Genomic DNA, 15,488 nt, shown 5'->3' on the forward strand with positions numbered 1-15,488 from the left:
ACGGTGATCTTTACACAGCACTATGAGTCTCCTCTGGGCGGCATCCTGCTGGCCGCTGACGACACAGGCCTGACCGGCCTCTGGTTCGAGGGGCAGAAGTACTTTGCCCGCACCCTGGATGCGGTGCACCAGGAGCAGGAGACCGCTGTGCTCTCCGAGGCCAGCCGCTGGCTGGATGTTTATTTCGGCGGGCAGGAGCCGGACTTTACTCCGCCGCTCCATCCCGCTGGCTCTGCCTTTCAGCAGGAGGTGTGGGCGCTGCTGCGCCGCATCCCCTGCGGCCAGACCACGACCTATGGGGCACTGGCAAGGCAGCTTGCCGCAGAGCGCGGCCTTTCCCGGATGTCTGCGCAGGCTGTGGGCGGGGCTGTCGGACACAATGTGATCTCTATCATCATTCCCTGCCACCGCGTTGTCGGAACAAACGGCAGCCTGACCGGATATGCAGGCGGCATCGATAAAAAAGCCGCGCTGCTGAGACTGGAAATGAAAATGACGCTGTAAGAAATGCAGCAAATGAAAAATCCGAACCTTTTCCCGATGGGAAGAGGTTCGGATTTTTCTTGTTTGGTGGAGGCGATGGGAGTCGAACCCATGTCCGAAAAGAGTTCAGCGTAGGTGTCTCCGGGTGCAGGCGATCAACAACATTCCCTCCGCGTCACGCCGGTCGCCAGGCTAACGCATTGGTAGCTTCATGAGTTCCTGCCGGTCCGCAAAGCTTAGGTCCGTTCAGGTGCTGTGTCTAAAGGACGCCCCGGCCCCACACGACACAAGAGTGGGCGGAACGCGCAGCACTCAGGCTGCGAGCAACTGATAATTATTGTTGTCAGTTAATTTTTTGGAGGAGTTTAGAGCAGGTCCCCCACTGCTACCCGCTGCCCAGGCCTCGCTCCCCCCGTCGAAACCTTTACGCCCCCATAAAACACACCTTGCGGTGTGGGTAAGCTTTGAAGTTTCCGGGCAGGAATGTTGCCTGAAATCAATAGTAAACGCCGTTGGATTTAACGGCCCGGTCGATGGAGCGCTTGGCATCACGCTTGGCGGCATCTGCGCGCTTGTCGTAGAGCTTTTTGCCCTTGCACAGGCCCAACTCCATTTTGACGCGGCCATGCTTGAAGTAGAGCGAAAGCGGCACAAGAGTGTAGCCCTGCAGCTTGCACTGCTGGTGCAGCCGCCGGATCTCGTTCTTGTGGGCCAGCAGCCGCCGCACCCGCATGGGGTCCTGATTGAAGATGTTGCCGTGGTCATAGGGGGTGATGTGCATTCCCTTGACCAGCAGCTCGCCGTCCTCAATATCGACCCAGCTGTCTTTCAGGTTCACGCCGCCGGCACGCAGGCTTTTGACCTCGGTGCCTTTCAGCTCAACGCCGGTCTCCAGCGCTTCCAGAACGAAATACTCGTGGCGCGCTTCCCGGTTTGTGGCAATCGTCTTGGTTGCCGGACGCTCTTTGGTCGGTGCCATTCCGCGCGCCTCCTTTCTATCGCTTTGGTATCGTTACGTTAGTATATCATATTTTTGTGGATTTTCAAGGTCACTTTTTGAAGAAACTGTAAATCTTTCCCGCAAAAAGCGCCTTACAGCTTTTTATAGCCCACCGGTTCGTCCGCTGTACACCGCCGCTCCATCAGGTAGGTGTCCAGCCAGCGGCCGTGGCAGTCCCGGGCAATGCGCTCCCGGCGGCCCACCACGCGGAAGCCGCATTTCAGGTGCAGGCCCCGGGAGGGGGCGTTGTCCTGCAGCACCGTGGACTGCAGCGTCCAGTACCCGGCCTGTTCGGCCTCGCGGCAGAGCGCCGTGAGCAGGTGATAGCCCAACCCCTTGCCCCGGAATTTCTCCCCGACATAGATGCTCACCTCGGCCACGCCGCGGTAGCACCAGCGGGGATCTACCCGATGCAGGGCTGCCCAGCCGGCCACGACCCCATCGTCCAGCACCACCAGGCGGCATTCCCGGGTATGGGATGCGTCCCAGGCGGTGTAGGGCGGGCAGTTGGTCTGGAAGGTGGCGTGCTCGGTGGCGATGCCCTCCAGATATATTTTGGACACGGCAGTCCAATCCTCCGGCATCATGGGCCGGACTGTGATCTCACTCATATTCCTATCCTGACCGGAGCCGCAATGCTCCGGTTTCCCCTCATTGCGTGTGCAATATTTCTTTTCAGTATAGCAGAATCTGCCGCAAATCACAATGGAAACCTGTTCACCTCAGGCTAGGCAGAGTGTCTGAAATCTGAATACCCGGCCCCCCGGAAGCGTGGAGATCACAACACATGGATTTTGCGGACAGATTTGTTTTGACAATACCGGCGGGTGTGATACAATAGAACAAAAACCAACCGGTGTCGCCTGTGCAGTCTCATATTATAGTCCTCTGTACGGGAAAATGCAATCAGGGCGGTGCCGGGGGAAAGGAACGGAACATGAAACAGGCAAAACGAATCATCGCGATGGTGCTGTGTCTGCTGGCACTGCTGGCCCTGCCCGCCGGTGCCGTAATGGAAAAGGGAGAGCCCAACATCACGGCCCAGACCACCATGAAGGAAGTGCGCAACAACCCGGGCATCAAGAACTCCGGCTTCTACACCTACTCGCAGGATAAGGACTGCCCGCCGGGTCAGGCCCTGTGGGAGATGACCACTGTGGAAGGCTACACCAACGAGTATGTGGCCGAAGGCTGTGCCAAGGGGCTGAATCTGGTCATTGAGAACTACAACAATGGCGTTCAGGTCACCCACTCGTTCTACACGGATGCGGAAAAGGCGGCGGACTGCACCAAAAACAACACCGGCCTGTTCTATTTCCCGGCCAAGGCTGAAAATGCCAAGTTTGCGCTGATCCTGGCTGGCAGCGGTGCCAATGAGAGCGCCGAGCTGGAGGAGGGGGCCTGCACGGCCTGGCAACTGCATGAGCTGGGCTATGCCGCCTTTATTCTACGGTATCGCGTCTGGACGGATGCTTCCGATGACGCTCCGCTGGAGGACATCGGCCGGGCCATGCAGTACATTGAGGAACACGCTGCGGAGTTTGGCATCCAGCCGGAGCAGTACGCCATCGTGGGATATTCCATGGGCGGCCACCTGACGGGTCTGTTCGGCACGGAATCGGTGGGGTATCAGCATTACAATGTGCCCAAGCCTGCCGCCCTGCTGCTGGGCTACCCCATCAACGATATGACCTACATCAAGCCCATCTACCATGTCATTCAGGATATCGGCGCGTACGGCCCCAAATACTATACCCGGAATCTTTCGGATGAGATCACGCCGGACTACCCCGCCACCTACCACTGGCACGGTGTGAACGACACGCTGCTGAAAGAGCTGGTCTACTGGCGGCAGGGACCGCAGCTGGAAGCTGCCCTGCAGGCCAATCACGTCAAGCATGTTTACCGGGTGTTCAACAATGCACCTCACGTCTGCGGCATCGGCACAGGAACAGATGCCGAGAACTGGCTGGTGGAAGCCACTGCTTTCTGGGAAGAGCAGTGCGCCTGAGAGAAAGGATGAAACAGGATGAAAGATCTGAACGAAGCATTTGTGCATCTGAACGTCGGTCTGCCCGATGATGTGGAGCGGCTGAAGGCTGCGGGCTATTACAAAGAAGCCGTGGCACGGATCGATGAATATCTGGCCGAGGACTGGACGGAGACCCAGAACAGCCCCCGCAGTCAGGGGTTGGAAATGCCGGAGTATGAGCAGCCCGCCAACCCTGTGCCCCACGGCGTGGACGCACTGCGGGATGCCCTGCTGGTGCAGAAGGAGATCATGCGCCGCCTGCCGCAGGAATACTGCTGGAACGAGGCACAGGCCGTGGCCCGGATGCAGGGCCTGGTGCGGGATTTCACGGTGGAGGAGTTCCGCCAGCTGGTGCATGATGGCCGGGTGGACTGGCGGTTCGTGGAAGGGGAGAAGCGCTACCTTGACCGCTTTGCCGAGACGCTGATCGCCACCCACGCCGACCTTGCCGCCCGTCAGCTCGACCCGCCCGCCCCGGCCGCGCTGGCCCGGGAGCGCCGCCACCGCATCCATGACCAGATGGAGCGGGAAGGGCAGGCCAGTGCCCGCATCACGCTGAAGACCAGCGTGGGGATGTCGGATGAGGCCTTTGCCGCTGCTCTGGCCAAGGCAAAGGCAGAGGGCCGGGAGAGCGTGCACGTCCGCGCCTGGCTGCCCATCCCGGCGGAATGCCTGGCCCAGAGCGAGATCGAGCTGCAGAGCTTTACCGAGCAGCCGGGCCGCATCGCCGATGCAAACGCTCCCCAGCGCACCGTCTGCTGGGAGGCTGACCTGACCGAAAACCGCCGCTTCGGGGTGCAGTACCGTTACAAGACAACGGCAGTCTATGCTGACCCGCTGGACTTTGTGCCTGCACCGGAACAGCCGACCTTTGATACCGAGGAGCAGGCCCCGCATATCGTGTTCACACCCTACCTGCGGGCGCTGGCCGCACAGCTGACCGAAGGGATCACCGACCCGGCGGAAAAGGCAAAGCGCATCTATGATTACGTTACCCTGAACGTGCGGTATCACTATCAGCCCGCCTACTTTGTGCAGGAATGCCTGCCCGACCGCTGCGCACGGAACCGGCGCGGTGACTGCGGCATTATGGCCCTGACCTTCATCACTCTCTGCCGTCTGGTGGGCATTCCGGCCCGCTGGCAGAGCGGCCTGTCGGTGTCGCCCACCGGCGTAGGCTGCCACGACTGGGCCATGTTCTACATTGCCCCCAAGGGCTGGATGTATGCCGACTGCTCGTTTGGTGCCTCCATGGCACGGCAGGGCGAGGAAGAGCTGCGCCGCCACTACTTCGGCAGCCTGGACACCGGGCGCATGGTGGCAAACCGCGCCTTTGAGGCACCCTTTGACCCGCCGATGTACGGGTTCCGCTCCGACCCCTATGATAACCAGTCGGGCGAGTGCGAGGTGGACGGCGTGGGCCTTTATGGCGGTGCGCTGGATACCCGGAAAGAATTGGTCGATTTCGAGGACTTATAATCAATGGAACTTTTAGCTGGATTGTACACCCTGCTGCTGGTCACCATCTGCCTGCTGCTGGCAGTGGTGCTCTGGAAACTGAACAAGCCCCGGAACGGGGGAGACTACGAGGAGCTTAAGCGCTGGATGCAGCAGCAGCTCGATGCACAGGCAAAAGACTTTGCGGCCAGACAGGCGGCAATGGCGGAGCAGAATTACACCGCCATCCGCAGCGTCAGTGAGACGCTGCAGACCTCAGTGCAGAGCATGAGCACTACACTGGCACAGGGCCAGAGCGGCCAGCAGCAGATCCTGACCCAGCGGCTCCAGAGTCTGGAGGCCGCCAACACCCAGAAGCTGGAAGAGCTGCGCAAGACCCTTGCGGAAAACATGACCGCCCTGCAGGCCGAGAACGCCAAAAAGCTGGATGAGATCCGCCACACCGTGGACGAGCAACTGCAGGATGCCCTGCAGAAGCGGGTGACCGAGAGCTTCAAGGCTGTGAACGACCAGCTGGAACAGGTGTACAAGGGGCTGGGCGAGATGCAGAACCTTGCCGCCGATGTGGGCGGGCTGAAGCAGGTGCTCTCGGGCGTTAAGACCCGCGGCATTCTGGGAGAGATCCAGCTGGGGGCCATTCTGGAAGAGATCCTGGCCCCGGAGCAGTACGAGACCAATGTGGCCACCATTCCGGGCAGCACCCAGCGGGTGGAATATGCCATCAAGATGCCGGGCACGGACGGCGGCACGGTCTGGCTCCCCATCGACTCCAAATTCCCCGGCGACACCTACGCGCACTTGCAGGATGCCCAGGCCTCCGGCGATGCGCAGGCGGTGGAGAATGCCCGCCATGCGCTGGAGCTGGTGCTGCGGAGCGAGGCAAAGGACATCCGGGAAAAGTATGTGGAGCCGCCCTACACCACGACCTTTGGCATCCTCTTCCTGCCTTTTGAAGGATTGTACGCCGAGGTGGTGAACGCCGGTCTGCTGGAGGTGCTGCAGCGGGATTATCAGGTGAACATTGCAGGCCCCAGCACCATGGCGGCTCTGCTCAACAGCCTGCAGATGGGCTTCAAGACCCTTGCCATCCAGAAGCGCTCCGGCGAGGTCTGGCAGCTGCTGGGTGCCGTCAAGACGGAGTTCGACAAGTTCGGGCAGGGGCTCTCCAAGATGCAGCAGCGCCTGCGCCAGACCGATGAAGAGCTGGACAACCTCATTGGTGTCCGCAGCCGGGCCATCAGCCGCAAGCTCCGCAGTGTCCAGAGCCTGGATGATGCCAGCGCAGCAGCCCTGCTGGAGCTGGACAACGAGCCCGGCCGGCCGGTGGCAGCAAGACTGCCGGAGGAGCTTGAATAATCTTTAACAATGTGCTATACTAAGAACCGTTATTAGTATTATACTGCCGCTTTTCCGGCACAGCAATATGGATAGAGAGGATGTCTGCTATGAGCGTGAAAAAGATCAGCGAAGCCATTCTGGGCGTGGGTGTGGACGATACCACCATTGACCTGTTCGAGAGCCAGTACCCGGTGCCCACCGGCGTGAGCTACAATTCCTATGTCATTCTGGACGAAAAGACCGCCATTCTGGATACGGTGGACAACCGTGCCACGGAGCCCTGGCTTGCCAACCTGACCGAGGCACTGGCCGGACGCAAGCCGGATTACCTGATGGTCAGCCACATGGAGCCCGACCACGGTGCCAATATCGCCAGACTGGCCGCCCTCTACCCGGAAATGCAGGTGGTGGGCAACGCCAAGACCTTCCTGTATATGGATCAGTTCTTTGGGGCGGATGCCGTTGCCAAGGAGCGCCGCGTGGTGGTGAAGGACGGCGAGAGCCTGAGCCTGGGCACCCACACCCTGACCTTTGTGCTTGCCCCCATGGTGCACTGGCCCGAGGTCATGGTGAGCTATGAGAGCAGTGAAAAGGTGCTCTTCTCTGCAGACGGCTTTGGCCGGTTTGGTGCAGTGGCCAGGTTTGATGAAAACGCCGACTGGGCCAGCGAGGCCCGCCGCTACTACCTGAACATCGTGGGTAAGTACGGCCCGCAGGTGCAGGCTCTGCTGAAAAAGGCCGCCGCGCTGGATATTGCCACCATCTGCCCCCTGCACGGCCCTGTGCTGACCGGCGATCTGAGCAAGTACCTGAACTACTATGACCTGTGGTCCAGCTACAAGGCCGAGGAGCCGGAGAAGATTCTGGTGGCCAGCGCTTCCATCCACGGCCACACCAGAGCCGCCGCCCACACCATGGCTGAGAAGCTGCGCGCCAAGGGTGCCAAGGTGGTGGAGATGGATCTGACCCGCACCGATGTCTCCTATGCCGTCACTGAGGCCTTCCGCTGCGGCCGGATCGTGCTGGCCTGTGCCACCTACGATGGCTTCCTCTTCCCGCCGATGGAGAATCTGCTGGCACACCTCAAGACCAAGAACTTCCAGGGCCGCACCGTTGGCCTGATGGAGAACGGCACCTGGGCCCCCATGGCTGCAAAGCTGATGCGTGCTGAGCTGGACGGCATGAAGAACATCACCGTCTGTGATGCCGTTGTGACCATCCGCTCTGCCGCCAATGCCGCCGCTGAGGCACAGATGGATGCGCTGGCTGACGAGCTGCTGGCAAAGTAACGAATCGACCCCATAAAAAGAACGAACGCCTGCCGTGTGAGAAAAGCCCGGCAGGCGTTCGTTTTGCTTATGCGGGAGGTATAGCAGAGTAGCATCTTCGCACGGGGGTAGGCGGCAAAGTCTTTTTTGTGTGGAGTTCGCCTTTCTTTGTCAGAACAAATCGTACTGCTTCATAGTTTCAGCTTTTCGGGAATCATGCTTCTCGTAGTAGCCGATCAGGGTGCCGCTTGCATCCCGCAGGGCTACCATGTAGACGTCGCGGTCGTGCTTTGCGTTGTGATAGGTATAGACGATGTTGTGGCTGGCATCCGCCGCGAACCACTCGACCACCTTGCGGATGGCTTCCACCGAATGGGGGGTGTGGCAGGCCAGAAGGCTTTTGCCCAGCAGGGAAGCGCCGCCGTATTTTTTGTAATCCACCACGGCGGCAGGGTTCATATAGAGGATGGTGTGATCCAGGTCGCAGATAACCACGGCCTCGCGGTCCTGGTCGATGATGCTTTTGAAATAGGCGTTCAGGTCTGCCATGATGTTGCTCCTTCTTTATTCTTATCCAGTGCGTCGAACTGCTTGAGGATCTGGGGGTCCTTCAGCTTGATGACTTTGCCGGTGAGGTAGTGCAGGGTGTTCTCCTCCGGGATATCCAGGAAGCTGATGCGGACGGCGCAGAGAGCCTGCGTCCGGGTGCCGGTGCGCTCGTTCATCTTGCGGTTGCCGTATTTGATATCTCCCAACACCGGCTTGCCCAGGTAGGCCAGATGCGCGCGGATCTGGTGGGTGCGGCCCGTGACCAGGCCAATCCTGCACAGGGCAAAGGGCCCGGCGGTGCGCAGCACGTCCACATCGGTGATGATCTGCTTGCGGCGCTCATCCTGAGATTGGTGGGCATGGATGCTGACCTTGTTGTTCTTTTCGTCGTGCTCCCACCAGGCCGTGAACCGCCCGCTTTGGGGGATGCCCACGGTGATGGTGTAGTATTCCTTTTTGAGCAGATCGGTGCGGATGATCTCGTTCATGTCCCGCAGGGCGGCGTAGCTCTTGGCCGCGATCACCAGCCCCTCGGTGCCGCGGTCCAGCCGGTTGCAGATGCCGGGCTTGAAGCGGTTCTCGCCGCCCGCATCGTACTCGCCCTTCTGGGCCAGATACTGGGTGAATGCGTCCACAAGGTTGGCATCGCCGGTGCGGTCGCTGTGGCAGAGCAGGTGGGTGGGCTTGTACAGCACGGCAATGTTCTCGTCCTCATAGATGACGGTCACCTTGGGCTGGTTCTGCTGCTTTTTGGGGGCAGGCTTGCGGGCTGCAGGCTTTGCGCCCTCGGGCGGGAAGAATTCATCGTTGATGTACAGCTCAATGAGGTCGCCCGCCTTGAGCCGATCCTCGGGGGCGCCTTTTTTGCCGTTGACCTTGACCCGCTTATTGCGGAAGCTCTTGTACAGCAGGCTGGTGGGGAGATCGCGCGTCACGCTCTGGACAAAGCGGGAAAGCCGCACGCCCTCGTCGTTTGCGGTGGCAGTAAATTGTTTCATAAGATCGTTCCTTTTGTTGGATGAAAGACAAGCCCTCTCCGTCTTTGCTTCGCAAATCCACCTCTCCCAAAGGGAGAGGCAATGCATCTCCCGGGTTCAGTACATGCTGACCGAGAGCCACAAGGGGCTCTCCCTTTGGGAGAGCTGGCAAAGCCGCAGGCTTTGACTGAGAGGGCATATTGATTCATAAAAAAGCCTTTTCTCTATAATAAACCACCCTTTCTTTGAAGTCAACGCAGAATATTTCCTGTGCCTCCTTGTGTTTTGCTGAAAAAACGGTACTATTAGAGTAATAACGCAAAAGGAGAATGACCATGGCGAAGGAAAGCAGCCAGCATAAGGGGCACCGTCAGCGGATGCGCGCCCGGGTAGAGCAGTACGGACTGGAAAGTCTGGAACCCCACGAAGCGCTGGAATATGTCCTTTATATCACCAACACCCGCAAGGACACCAACGGCCTTGCCCATGTCCTCATGGACCGGTTCGGAGACTTTGCCGGGGTGCTGGATGCTTCCGAGGAGGATCTGCTGACGGTGGAGGGCGTAGGCCCCTCTACCGCCCGGATGCTGCATCTTTTGCCGCAGGTCGGCAGATACTATACCCAGTGTGCGGTCAACGGCAAAAAGTGCATGAAGACCACCGACCAGCTGGTCGAATACCTGATGGCACAGTTTGCCGGGACTGTGCAGGAACGCGCCCTGCTGACTGCGCTGGATGGCCGCAGCCGCATCAAGGGGCTGTTCTGGCTGCGGGACGGCACCAGCGACCGGGTGAGTCTGGAGATCAAGGATGTGGTGGCGGCAGCCCTCAAGGGCGGTACCGACAGTGTGGTGCTCTGCCATAACCACCCCAACGGCGTGGCCCTGCCCTCGCGGGAGGATCTGATGGCCACCGAGAATATCGTCCGGGCACTGGGGCTGGTCAAGGTGCATCTGCGGGATCACATCATCCTGACTGAGAGCGAATATTTCTCCATGCGGGAGGCCAACCGCCTGCCGTACTACGATTTCCAGACCGGGGAGATGCTCAGGCCGTATTGATATTATAAAATAATTGTGTTATAATCAACATGAAAAGTACAACTATTTGTAGTTCTATCTGAGAACAGAAAGGAGAACCGAGACATGGCCGATGAACAGTTCCATCTCGTCTCCAACTATGCCCCCACGGGTGACCAGCCCCAGGCCATTGAGCAGCTGGTAGAGGGCGTTGAGCGGGGCGACCGCTGCCAGACCCTGCTGGGTGTGACCGGCAGCGGCAAGACCTTTACCATGGCCAACGTGATCGCCCGGTGCAACCGCCCCACGCTGGTGCTGGCCCATAATAAGACGCTGGCGGCCCAGCTCTGCACCGAGTTCCGCTCGTTCTTCCCGGACAATGCGGTGGAGTATTTTGTTTCCTACTACGATTACTACCAGCCCGAAGCCTACATCCCCAGTACCGATACCTACATTGAAAAGGACAGCGCCATCAACGATGAGATCGACCGCCTGCGCCATTCGGCCACGGCGGCGCTTTCGGAGCGGCGGGATGTCATCATTGTGGCATCGGTGTCCTGTATCTACTCTCTGGGCGACCCCATCGATTACCGCAGCATGGTCATCAGCCTGCGGCCCGGGATGCAGATGGAGCGGGATGACCTGTGCAAAAAGCTGGTCACCCTGCAATATGAGCGGAACGACATCAATTTTATCCGCAATAAGTTCCGCGTTCACGGCGACACGGTGGATATCTATCTGGCCTACATGAGCGACCTTGCCATCCGGGTGGAATTCTTTGGGGATGAGATCGACCGCATCACGGAGTTCAACCCCGTTACCGGCACCCGGCAGAACGTGGTGAAGCATGTGGCCATCTTCCCGGCCAGCCACTACATCGTCAGCGCCGATAAAAAGGCAGCGGCCATTGAAAAGATCCGCGCCGAGTGTGACGAGCAGGTGAAGAAGTTTACCGCCGAGGGCAAGCTCATCGAGGCCCAGCGCATCCAGCAGCGAACGAACTACGACATCGAGATGCTGACCGAGGTGGGGATCTGCAAGGGCATCGAGAACTACTCGGCGGTGCTGTCGGGCCGTGCGCCGGGCAGTATGCCCACCACCCTGCTGGATTATTTCCCGGAGGATTTTCTGCTTTTTGTGGATGAGAGCCATGTGACCCTGCCGCAGGTGCGTGCTATGTACGGCGGCGACTACGCCCGCAAAAAGACGCTGGTGGAATACGGCTTCCGTCTGCCGTCGGCCTTTGACAACCGTCCCCTCAAGTTTGAGGAGGTGGAAAGCAAACTGAACCAGATGGTGTTCGTCTCGGCCACGCCGGGCGAGTACGAGCGCCGGAACAGCACCCGGATCGCGCAGCAGGTCATCCGGCCCACCGGCCTGCTGGACCCGCTGATCTCGGTGCGGCCTGTGGAGGGGCAGGTGACTGACCTGCTGGGCGAGATCAACGCCCGCACGGCGAAGAACGAGCGTGTTCTTGTGACCACCCTGACCAAGAAGATGGCCGAGGACCTGACCGACTTCTTGACCGAGCAGGGCATCAAGGTCAAATATATGCACCACGAGGTAGATACCTTTGAACGGATGGAGATCATCAAAGATCTGCGCCTGGGCTCCATCGATGTGGTGGTGGGCATCAACCTCCTGCGTGAGGGCCTGGATCTGCCGGAGGTCAGCCTTGTGGCGATCCTGGATGCCGACAAGGAAGGCTTTCTGCGCAGTGAGACCAGCCTCATCCAGACCATTGGCCGCGCGGCCCGCAACGCCGAGGGTCTGGTCATCATGTACGCCGATGAGGTGACGGACAGCATGGAACGCGCCATCACCGAGACCGAGCGCCGCCGTGCCATCCAGATGGCCTACAATGAAGAACACGGCATCGTGCCTAAGACCATCGTCAAGGCCATTGCGGACAGCATTGAGATCAGCGATAAGGCGGAGAACGCAAAGCGGAATACCCGCCGCATGGGCAAACTGGAGCGGGAAGCTGCCATCGAGCGCCTGACCCGGGAGATGAAGGAGGCTGCCAAGCTGCTGGAATTTGAGCATGCGGCCTTCCTGCGTGACCAGATCGACCGCCTGCGCCGGGGCGAGAACCCCACTGTGGACTCGGATGCCGAGACCGAGCGCAGGCAGAACCATGCACAGACACAGAGAAGAGGGAGAAAGTACCTTGGCAAACGATAAGATCGTCATCAAAGGCGCACGGGAGCACAACCTGAAGAATATTGATCTGACCCTCCCGCGCGAAAAATTCATTGTTATGACCGGCCTGTCCGGTTCCGGCAAGTCGAGCCTTGCCTTCGATACCATTTATGCCGATGGCCAGCGCCGCTATGTGGAGAGCCTTTCCAGCTACGCCCGGATGTTTCTGGGCCGGATGGACAAGCCCGATGTGGATGAGATCACCGGCCTGTCGCCGGCCATTTCCATTGACCAGAAGACCACCAGCCACAACCCCCGCTCTACCGTGGGCACCGTGACCGAGATCTATGATTACCTGCGCCTGCTGTATGCCCGGGTGGGCGTGCCCCACTGCCCGGTGTGCGGCCGTGTCATCAGCCAGCAGACCGTGGATGAGATGGTGGATGCCGTGCTCAAGCTGGAGGACGGCACCAAATTCCAGGTGCTGGCTCCTGTGGTACGCCAGCGCAAGGGCACGCAGCAGAAGGAGCTGGATGCCGCCCGGCGGGGCGGCTACTCCCGTGTGAGGATCGACGGCAATCTGTATGACTTGGACGAAGAGATCACGCTGGAAAAGAACATCAAGCACACGGTGGAGATCGTGGTGGACCGCCTTGCCATGCGCAAGGGCATCCGGGGCCGTCTGGCGGATTCGCTGGAAACTGCGCTGGCTCTGACCGGAGGCATCGCCGAGATCGATGTCATCGGTGGGGAGTGCATGACCTTCAGCCAGAACTTTGCCTGCCCGGAGCACGGCATCTCCATCGGGGACCTGTCGCCCCGGCTCTTCTCCTTCAACAACCCGCAGGGTGCCTGTGAGAAGTGCACGGGCCTTGGTACGTTCATGCGGGTGGACGAGGAGCGCATCCTGCCCAATAAGAACCTGTCCATCCGGCAGGGGGCCATCAAGGCCAGCGGCTGGTACTACGCCGAGGGATCTGTCAGCGAAATGTACTACCTTGGTCTGGGTAAAAAATACGGCTTTACGCTGGACACGCCCATCAAGGATATGAGCACCGAGGCGGTGAACGCCCTGCTCTACGGCACCAACGGCGAAAAGATCGAGATGCACCGAACCAACGAGTTCGGCAGCGGTGTCTACTATAATACGTTTGAGGGCATCGTGGAGAACCTGGAGCGCCGCTTCCGGGAGACCAACAGCGAGTGGATGAAGGAAGAGATCGGCAGCTTCATGTCCGGCGTGGAGTGCCCGGACTGCCACGGCAAGCGCCTGAAGCCGGTGGTGCTGGCAGTGACCGTTGGGGATAAGAACATCAGCGAGTTCTGCGAAATGTCCATCCGGGATGAGCTGAAATTTTTTGCCGAAAATGAGCCGAACCTGACCGAGAAGCAGAGGCAGATCGGCGGTCAGATCATGAAGGAGATCCGGAACCGCCTGCAGTTTTTGCAGAGCGTGGGTCTGGATTACCTGACCCTGGCCCGAGCGGCTGGCACCCTGTCCGGCGGCGAGAGCCAGCGCATCCGCCTCACCACCCAGATTGGCAGTGCGCTGTCCGGCGTGCTCTATGTGCTGGACGAGCCCAGCATTGGCCTGCACCAGCGTGACAACGATAAGCTCATTGCGACCCTGAAGAACCTGCGGGACCTCGGTAATACCGTCATCGTGGTTGAGCACGACGAGGATACCATGCGCAGCGCGGACTATATCGTGGATGTGGGCCCCGGCGCGGGCGTTCACGGCGGCGAGATCGTGGCGGCGGGCTCCGTGAAGGATATCTGTAAGGCCAAGCGAAGCATCACCGGCGATTACCTTTCCGGCCGCAAGCGCATTGCTGTGCCCCAGACCCGCCGCACCGGCAATGGAAACTTCCTGACCGTGAAAGGTGCCCGGGAAAACAACCTGCGCAACATTGATGTCCGGTTCCCGCTGGGGGAGTTCGTCTGTGTGACCGGCATTTCCGGTTCCGGCAAGTCCAGCCTGATCAATGAGATCCTGTACAAGACGCTGGCCTGTGAGCTGAACGGTGCCCGCAGCCGTGCGGGCAAGTGCGACGGGGTGGAGGGTCTTGAGTTCGTGGATAAGGTCATTGGCATCGACCAGCAGCCCATCGGCCGCACGCCCCGCTCCAACCCAGCCACCTATACCGGTGTGTTCAACGATATCCGCGCCGTCTTTGCCGAGACCCAGGATGCAAAGATGCGCGGCTATGGCCCGGGCCGGTTCAGCTTCAACGTCAAGGGTGGCCGCTGTGAGGCTTGTGAGGGCAACGGCATCCTGCAGATCGAGATGCACTTCCTGCCGGATGTCTATGTGCCCTGCGAGGTATGCAAGGGCGCGCGCTATAACCGCGAGACGCTGGAGGTAAAGTATAAGGAAAAGACCATCTCCGACGTGCTGAACATGACCGTGGAGGAGGCGGTGGTGTTCTTTGCCAACCAGCCCAAGATTGCCCGTAAGCTGCAGACCCTGATGGATGTGGGCCTTGGCTATGTGACCCTGGGTCAGAGCGCCACCACCCTGTCCGGCGGCGAAGCCCAGCGTGTCAAACTGGCCAATGAGCTAGCCCGACGCAGCACCGGCAAGACGGTGTATATTCTGGATGAGCCTACCACAGGCCTGCACATTGCGGACGTGCATCGCCTGATCGAGGTGCTGCAGAAGCTGGTGGATGCGGGCAACACGGTCATTGTCATTGAGCACAACCTGGATCTCATCAAGTGTGCGGACCACATCATTGACCTTGGCCCTGAAGGCGGCAGCGCCGGCGGCCTGGTGATTGCCGAGGGTACGCCCGAGCAGGTGGCCGAGGTGCCCGGCAGCTTTACCGGCCAGTACCTCAAGCCCCTGCTGGAAAAGGACAGACAGCTGCGGGCCGCGGAAGCGGAAATTGGTGCAAAAGCAAAAAAGTAAAGCGGCGCTCATACGACGAAAATCATACTTTTCTTGAAAAAATCAGAAAAAGATGCAGAAAAGTGTTGACAAAACCCGGAAAGATGCGTATAATATCTTTTGTCGCCAATGCTTCGGTAGGGAGGCAGAGGACGATATCCGGGTGTAGCGCAGTTTTGGTAGCGCGCTTGAATGGGGTTCAAGAGGCCGTGAGTTCGATTCTCGCCACTCGGACCATAAATCCAACGATTTCACGTTAGAAATCGTTGGATTTTTTTGTTTATAGGCTGGCCTCAATTTGATTTTGACCACAATGCCATAAAGAAAGTTTG

The 15,488-nt window shown here is 59.5% G+C and carries 12 protein-coding genes, 1 tRNA gene and 1 other RNA gene; 9 read left to right on the forward strand and 5 right to left on the reverse strand.

Features of this window, described 5'->3' with window-relative positions; genetic code table 11:
* Positions 1 to 3 precede the first annotated feature (3 nt).
* Positions 4 to 504 carry a methylated-DNA--[protein]-cysteine S-methyltransferase gene (locus tag J3351_RS02040; RefSeq protein WP_207697009.1) on the forward strand — a complete coding sequence of 167 codons (501 nt, stop codon included), beginning with the start codon at positions 4 to 6 and terminating at the stop codon, positions 502 to 504.
* A gap of 64 nt (positions 505 to 568) precedes the next feature.
* Here the strand turns inward: J3351_RS02040 and ssrA are convergent.
* The 3 genes from ssrA to J3351_RS02055 form a co-directional block, all read right to left on the reverse strand.
* Positions 569 to 917: a transfer-messenger RNA gene (gene ssrA / locus J3351_RS02045) on the reverse strand.
* A gap of 62 nt (positions 918 to 979) precedes the next feature.
* On the reverse strand, positions 980 to 1,462 hold the full coding sequence (smpB, locus tag J3351_RS02050) for an SsrA-binding protein SmpB (RefSeq protein WP_005930963.1): 483 nt from the start codon (positions 1,460 to 1,462) through the stop codon (positions 980 to 982).
* A 113-nt stretch (positions 1,463 to 1,575) separates the two neighbouring features.
* The gene (locus J3351_RS02055) at positions 1,576 to 2,094 is read right to left on the reverse strand and encodes a GNAT family N-acetyltransferase (protein ID WP_098924772.1); all 519 of its coding nucleotides are present in this window, start codon (positions 2,092 to 2,094) and stop codon (positions 1,576 to 1,578) included.
* A gap of 326 nt (positions 2,095 to 2,420) precedes the next feature.
* On the opposite strand from J3351_RS02055, the gene J3351_RS02060 reads away from it, so the two are divergent.
* The 4 genes from J3351_RS02060 (at position 2,421) to J3351_RS02075 (ending at position 7,600) form a co-directional block, all read left to right on the forward strand.
* Positions 2,421 to 3,494 (forward strand): alpha/beta hydrolase, encoded by a 1,074-nt coding sequence (locus J3351_RS02060; RefSeq protein ID WP_242699269.1) that lies wholly within the window; start codon positions 2,421 to 2,423, stop codon positions 3,492 to 3,494.
* An 18-nt stretch (positions 3,495 to 3,512) separates the two neighbouring features.
* Positions 3,513 to 4,994 carry a transglutaminase-like domain-containing protein gene (locus tag J3351_RS02065; RefSeq protein ID WP_207697010.1) on the forward strand — a complete coding sequence of 494 codons (1,482 nt, stop codon included), beginning with the start codon at positions 3,513 to 3,515 and terminating at the stop codon, positions 4,992 to 4,994.
* A 3-nt stretch (positions 4,995 to 4,997) separates the two neighbouring features.
* Positions 4,998 to 6,329: a DNA recombination protein RmuC gene (gene rmuC / locus J3351_RS02070; protein WP_097773612.1), complete on the forward strand. Its 1,332-nt coding sequence runs from the start codon at positions 4,998 to 5,000 to the stop codon at positions 6,327 to 6,329.
* An 89-nt stretch (positions 6,330 to 6,418) separates the two neighbouring features.
* Positions 6,419 to 7,600, forward strand: coding sequence for an FprA family A-type flavoprotein (locus J3351_RS02075; RefSeq protein WP_097773613.1), 1,182 nt, complete (start codon positions 6,419 to 6,421; stop codon positions 7,598 to 7,600).
* Positions 7,601 to 7,750: 150 nt separating this feature from the next.
* On the opposite strand, the gene J3351_RS02080 is transcribed toward J3351_RS02075, so the two are convergent.
* Both J3351_RS02080 and J3351_RS02085 read right to left on the reverse strand, forming a co-directional pair.
* Positions 7,751 to 8,128: a PAS domain-containing protein gene (locus J3351_RS02080; RefSeq protein ID WP_097773614.1), complete on the reverse strand. Its 378-nt coding sequence runs from the start codon at positions 8,126 to 8,128 to the stop codon at positions 7,751 to 7,753.
* Positions 8,116 to 9,126, reverse strand: a complete 1,011-nt coding sequence (locus tag J3351_RS02085) for an RluA family pseudouridine synthase (RefSeq protein ID WP_097773615.1) — start codon at positions 9,124 to 9,126, stop codon at positions 8,116 to 8,118. Before J3351_RS02085 ends, J3351_RS02080 begins: the two co-directional genes overlap by 13 nt.
* Before the next feature lie 314 nt (positions 9,127 to 9,440).
* On the opposite strand from J3351_RS02085, the gene J3351_RS02090 reads away from it, so the two are divergent.
* From J3351_RS02090 to J3351_RS02105, 4 genes are all read left to right on the forward strand, one after another.
* Entirely contained in the window at positions 9,441 to 10,166 is a 726-nt protein-coding gene (locus tag J3351_RS02090) for a RadC family protein (RefSeq protein ID WP_207697011.1), read from the forward strand.
* A gap of 84 nt (positions 10,167 to 10,250) precedes the next feature.
* Positions 10,251 to 12,308, forward strand: a complete 2,058-nt coding sequence (gene uvrB, locus J3351_RS02095) for an excinuclease ABC subunit UvrB (RefSeq protein ID WP_005930935.1) — start codon at positions 10,251 to 10,253, stop codon at positions 12,306 to 12,308.
* A complete protein-coding gene (gene uvrA / locus J3351_RS02100) occupies positions 12,295 to 15,177 on the forward strand; it encodes an excinuclease ABC subunit UvrA (protein WP_207697012.1) in 2,883 nt (960 codons plus the stop codon). The genes uvrB and uvrA overlap by 14 nt, the downstream gene beginning before the upstream one ends.
* A 138-nt stretch (positions 15,178 to 15,315) precedes the next feature.
* A tRNA-Pro gene (locus J3351_RS02105) sits at positions 15,316 to 15,393 on the forward strand.
* Positions 15,394 to 15,488: the final 95 nt, after the last annotated feature.

Origin of the sequence: Faecalibacterium sp. Marseille-Q0746, from assembly GCF_017377595.1 — a bacterium.
GTDB classification, from domain to species: domain Bacteria; phylum Bacillota; class Clostridia; order Oscillospirales; family Ruminococcaceae; genus Faecalibacterium; species Faecalibacterium duncaniae.

Excerpts from the sequence above, each read along its gene's own strand:
- smpB (WP_005930963.1), bottom strand. The coding sequence starts at position 1,462 with ATGGCACCGACCAAAGAGCGTCCGGCAACCAAGACGATTGCCACAAAC.
- J3351_RS02055 (WP_098924772.1), bottom strand. The coding sequence starts at position 2,094 with ATGAGTGAGATCACAGTCCGGCCCATGATGCCGGAGGATTGGACTGCC.
- J3351_RS02060 (WP_242699269.1), top strand. The coding sequence starts at position 2,421 with ATGAAACAGGCAAAACGAATCATCGCGATGGTGCTGTGTCTGCTGGCA.
- J3351_RS02065 (WP_207697010.1), top strand. The coding sequence starts at position 3,513 with ATGAAAGATCTGAACGAAGCATTTGTGCATCTGAACGTCGGTCTGCCC.
- rmuC (WP_097773612.1), top strand. The coding sequence starts at position 4,998 with ATGGAACTTTTAGCTGGATTGTACACCCTGCTGCTGGTCACCATCTGC.
- J3351_RS02075 (WP_097773613.1), top strand. The coding sequence starts at position 6,419 with ATGAGCGTGAAAAAGATCAGCGAAGCCATTCTGGGCGTGGGTGTGGAC.
- J3351_RS02080 (WP_097773614.1), bottom strand. The coding sequence starts at position 8,128 with ATGGCAGACCTGAACGCCTATTTCAAAAGCATCATCGACCAGGACCGC.
- J3351_RS02085 (WP_097773615.1), bottom strand. The coding sequence starts at position 9,126 with ATGAAACAATTTACTGCCACCGCAAACGACGAGGGCGTGCGGCTTTCC.
- J3351_RS02090 (WP_207697011.1), top strand. The coding sequence starts at position 9,441 with ATGGCGAAGGAAAGCAGCCAGCATAAGGGGCACCGTCAGCGGATGCGC.
- uvrB (WP_005930935.1), top strand. The coding sequence starts at position 10,251 with ATGGCCGATGAACAGTTCCATCTCGTCTCCAACTATGCCCCCACGGGT.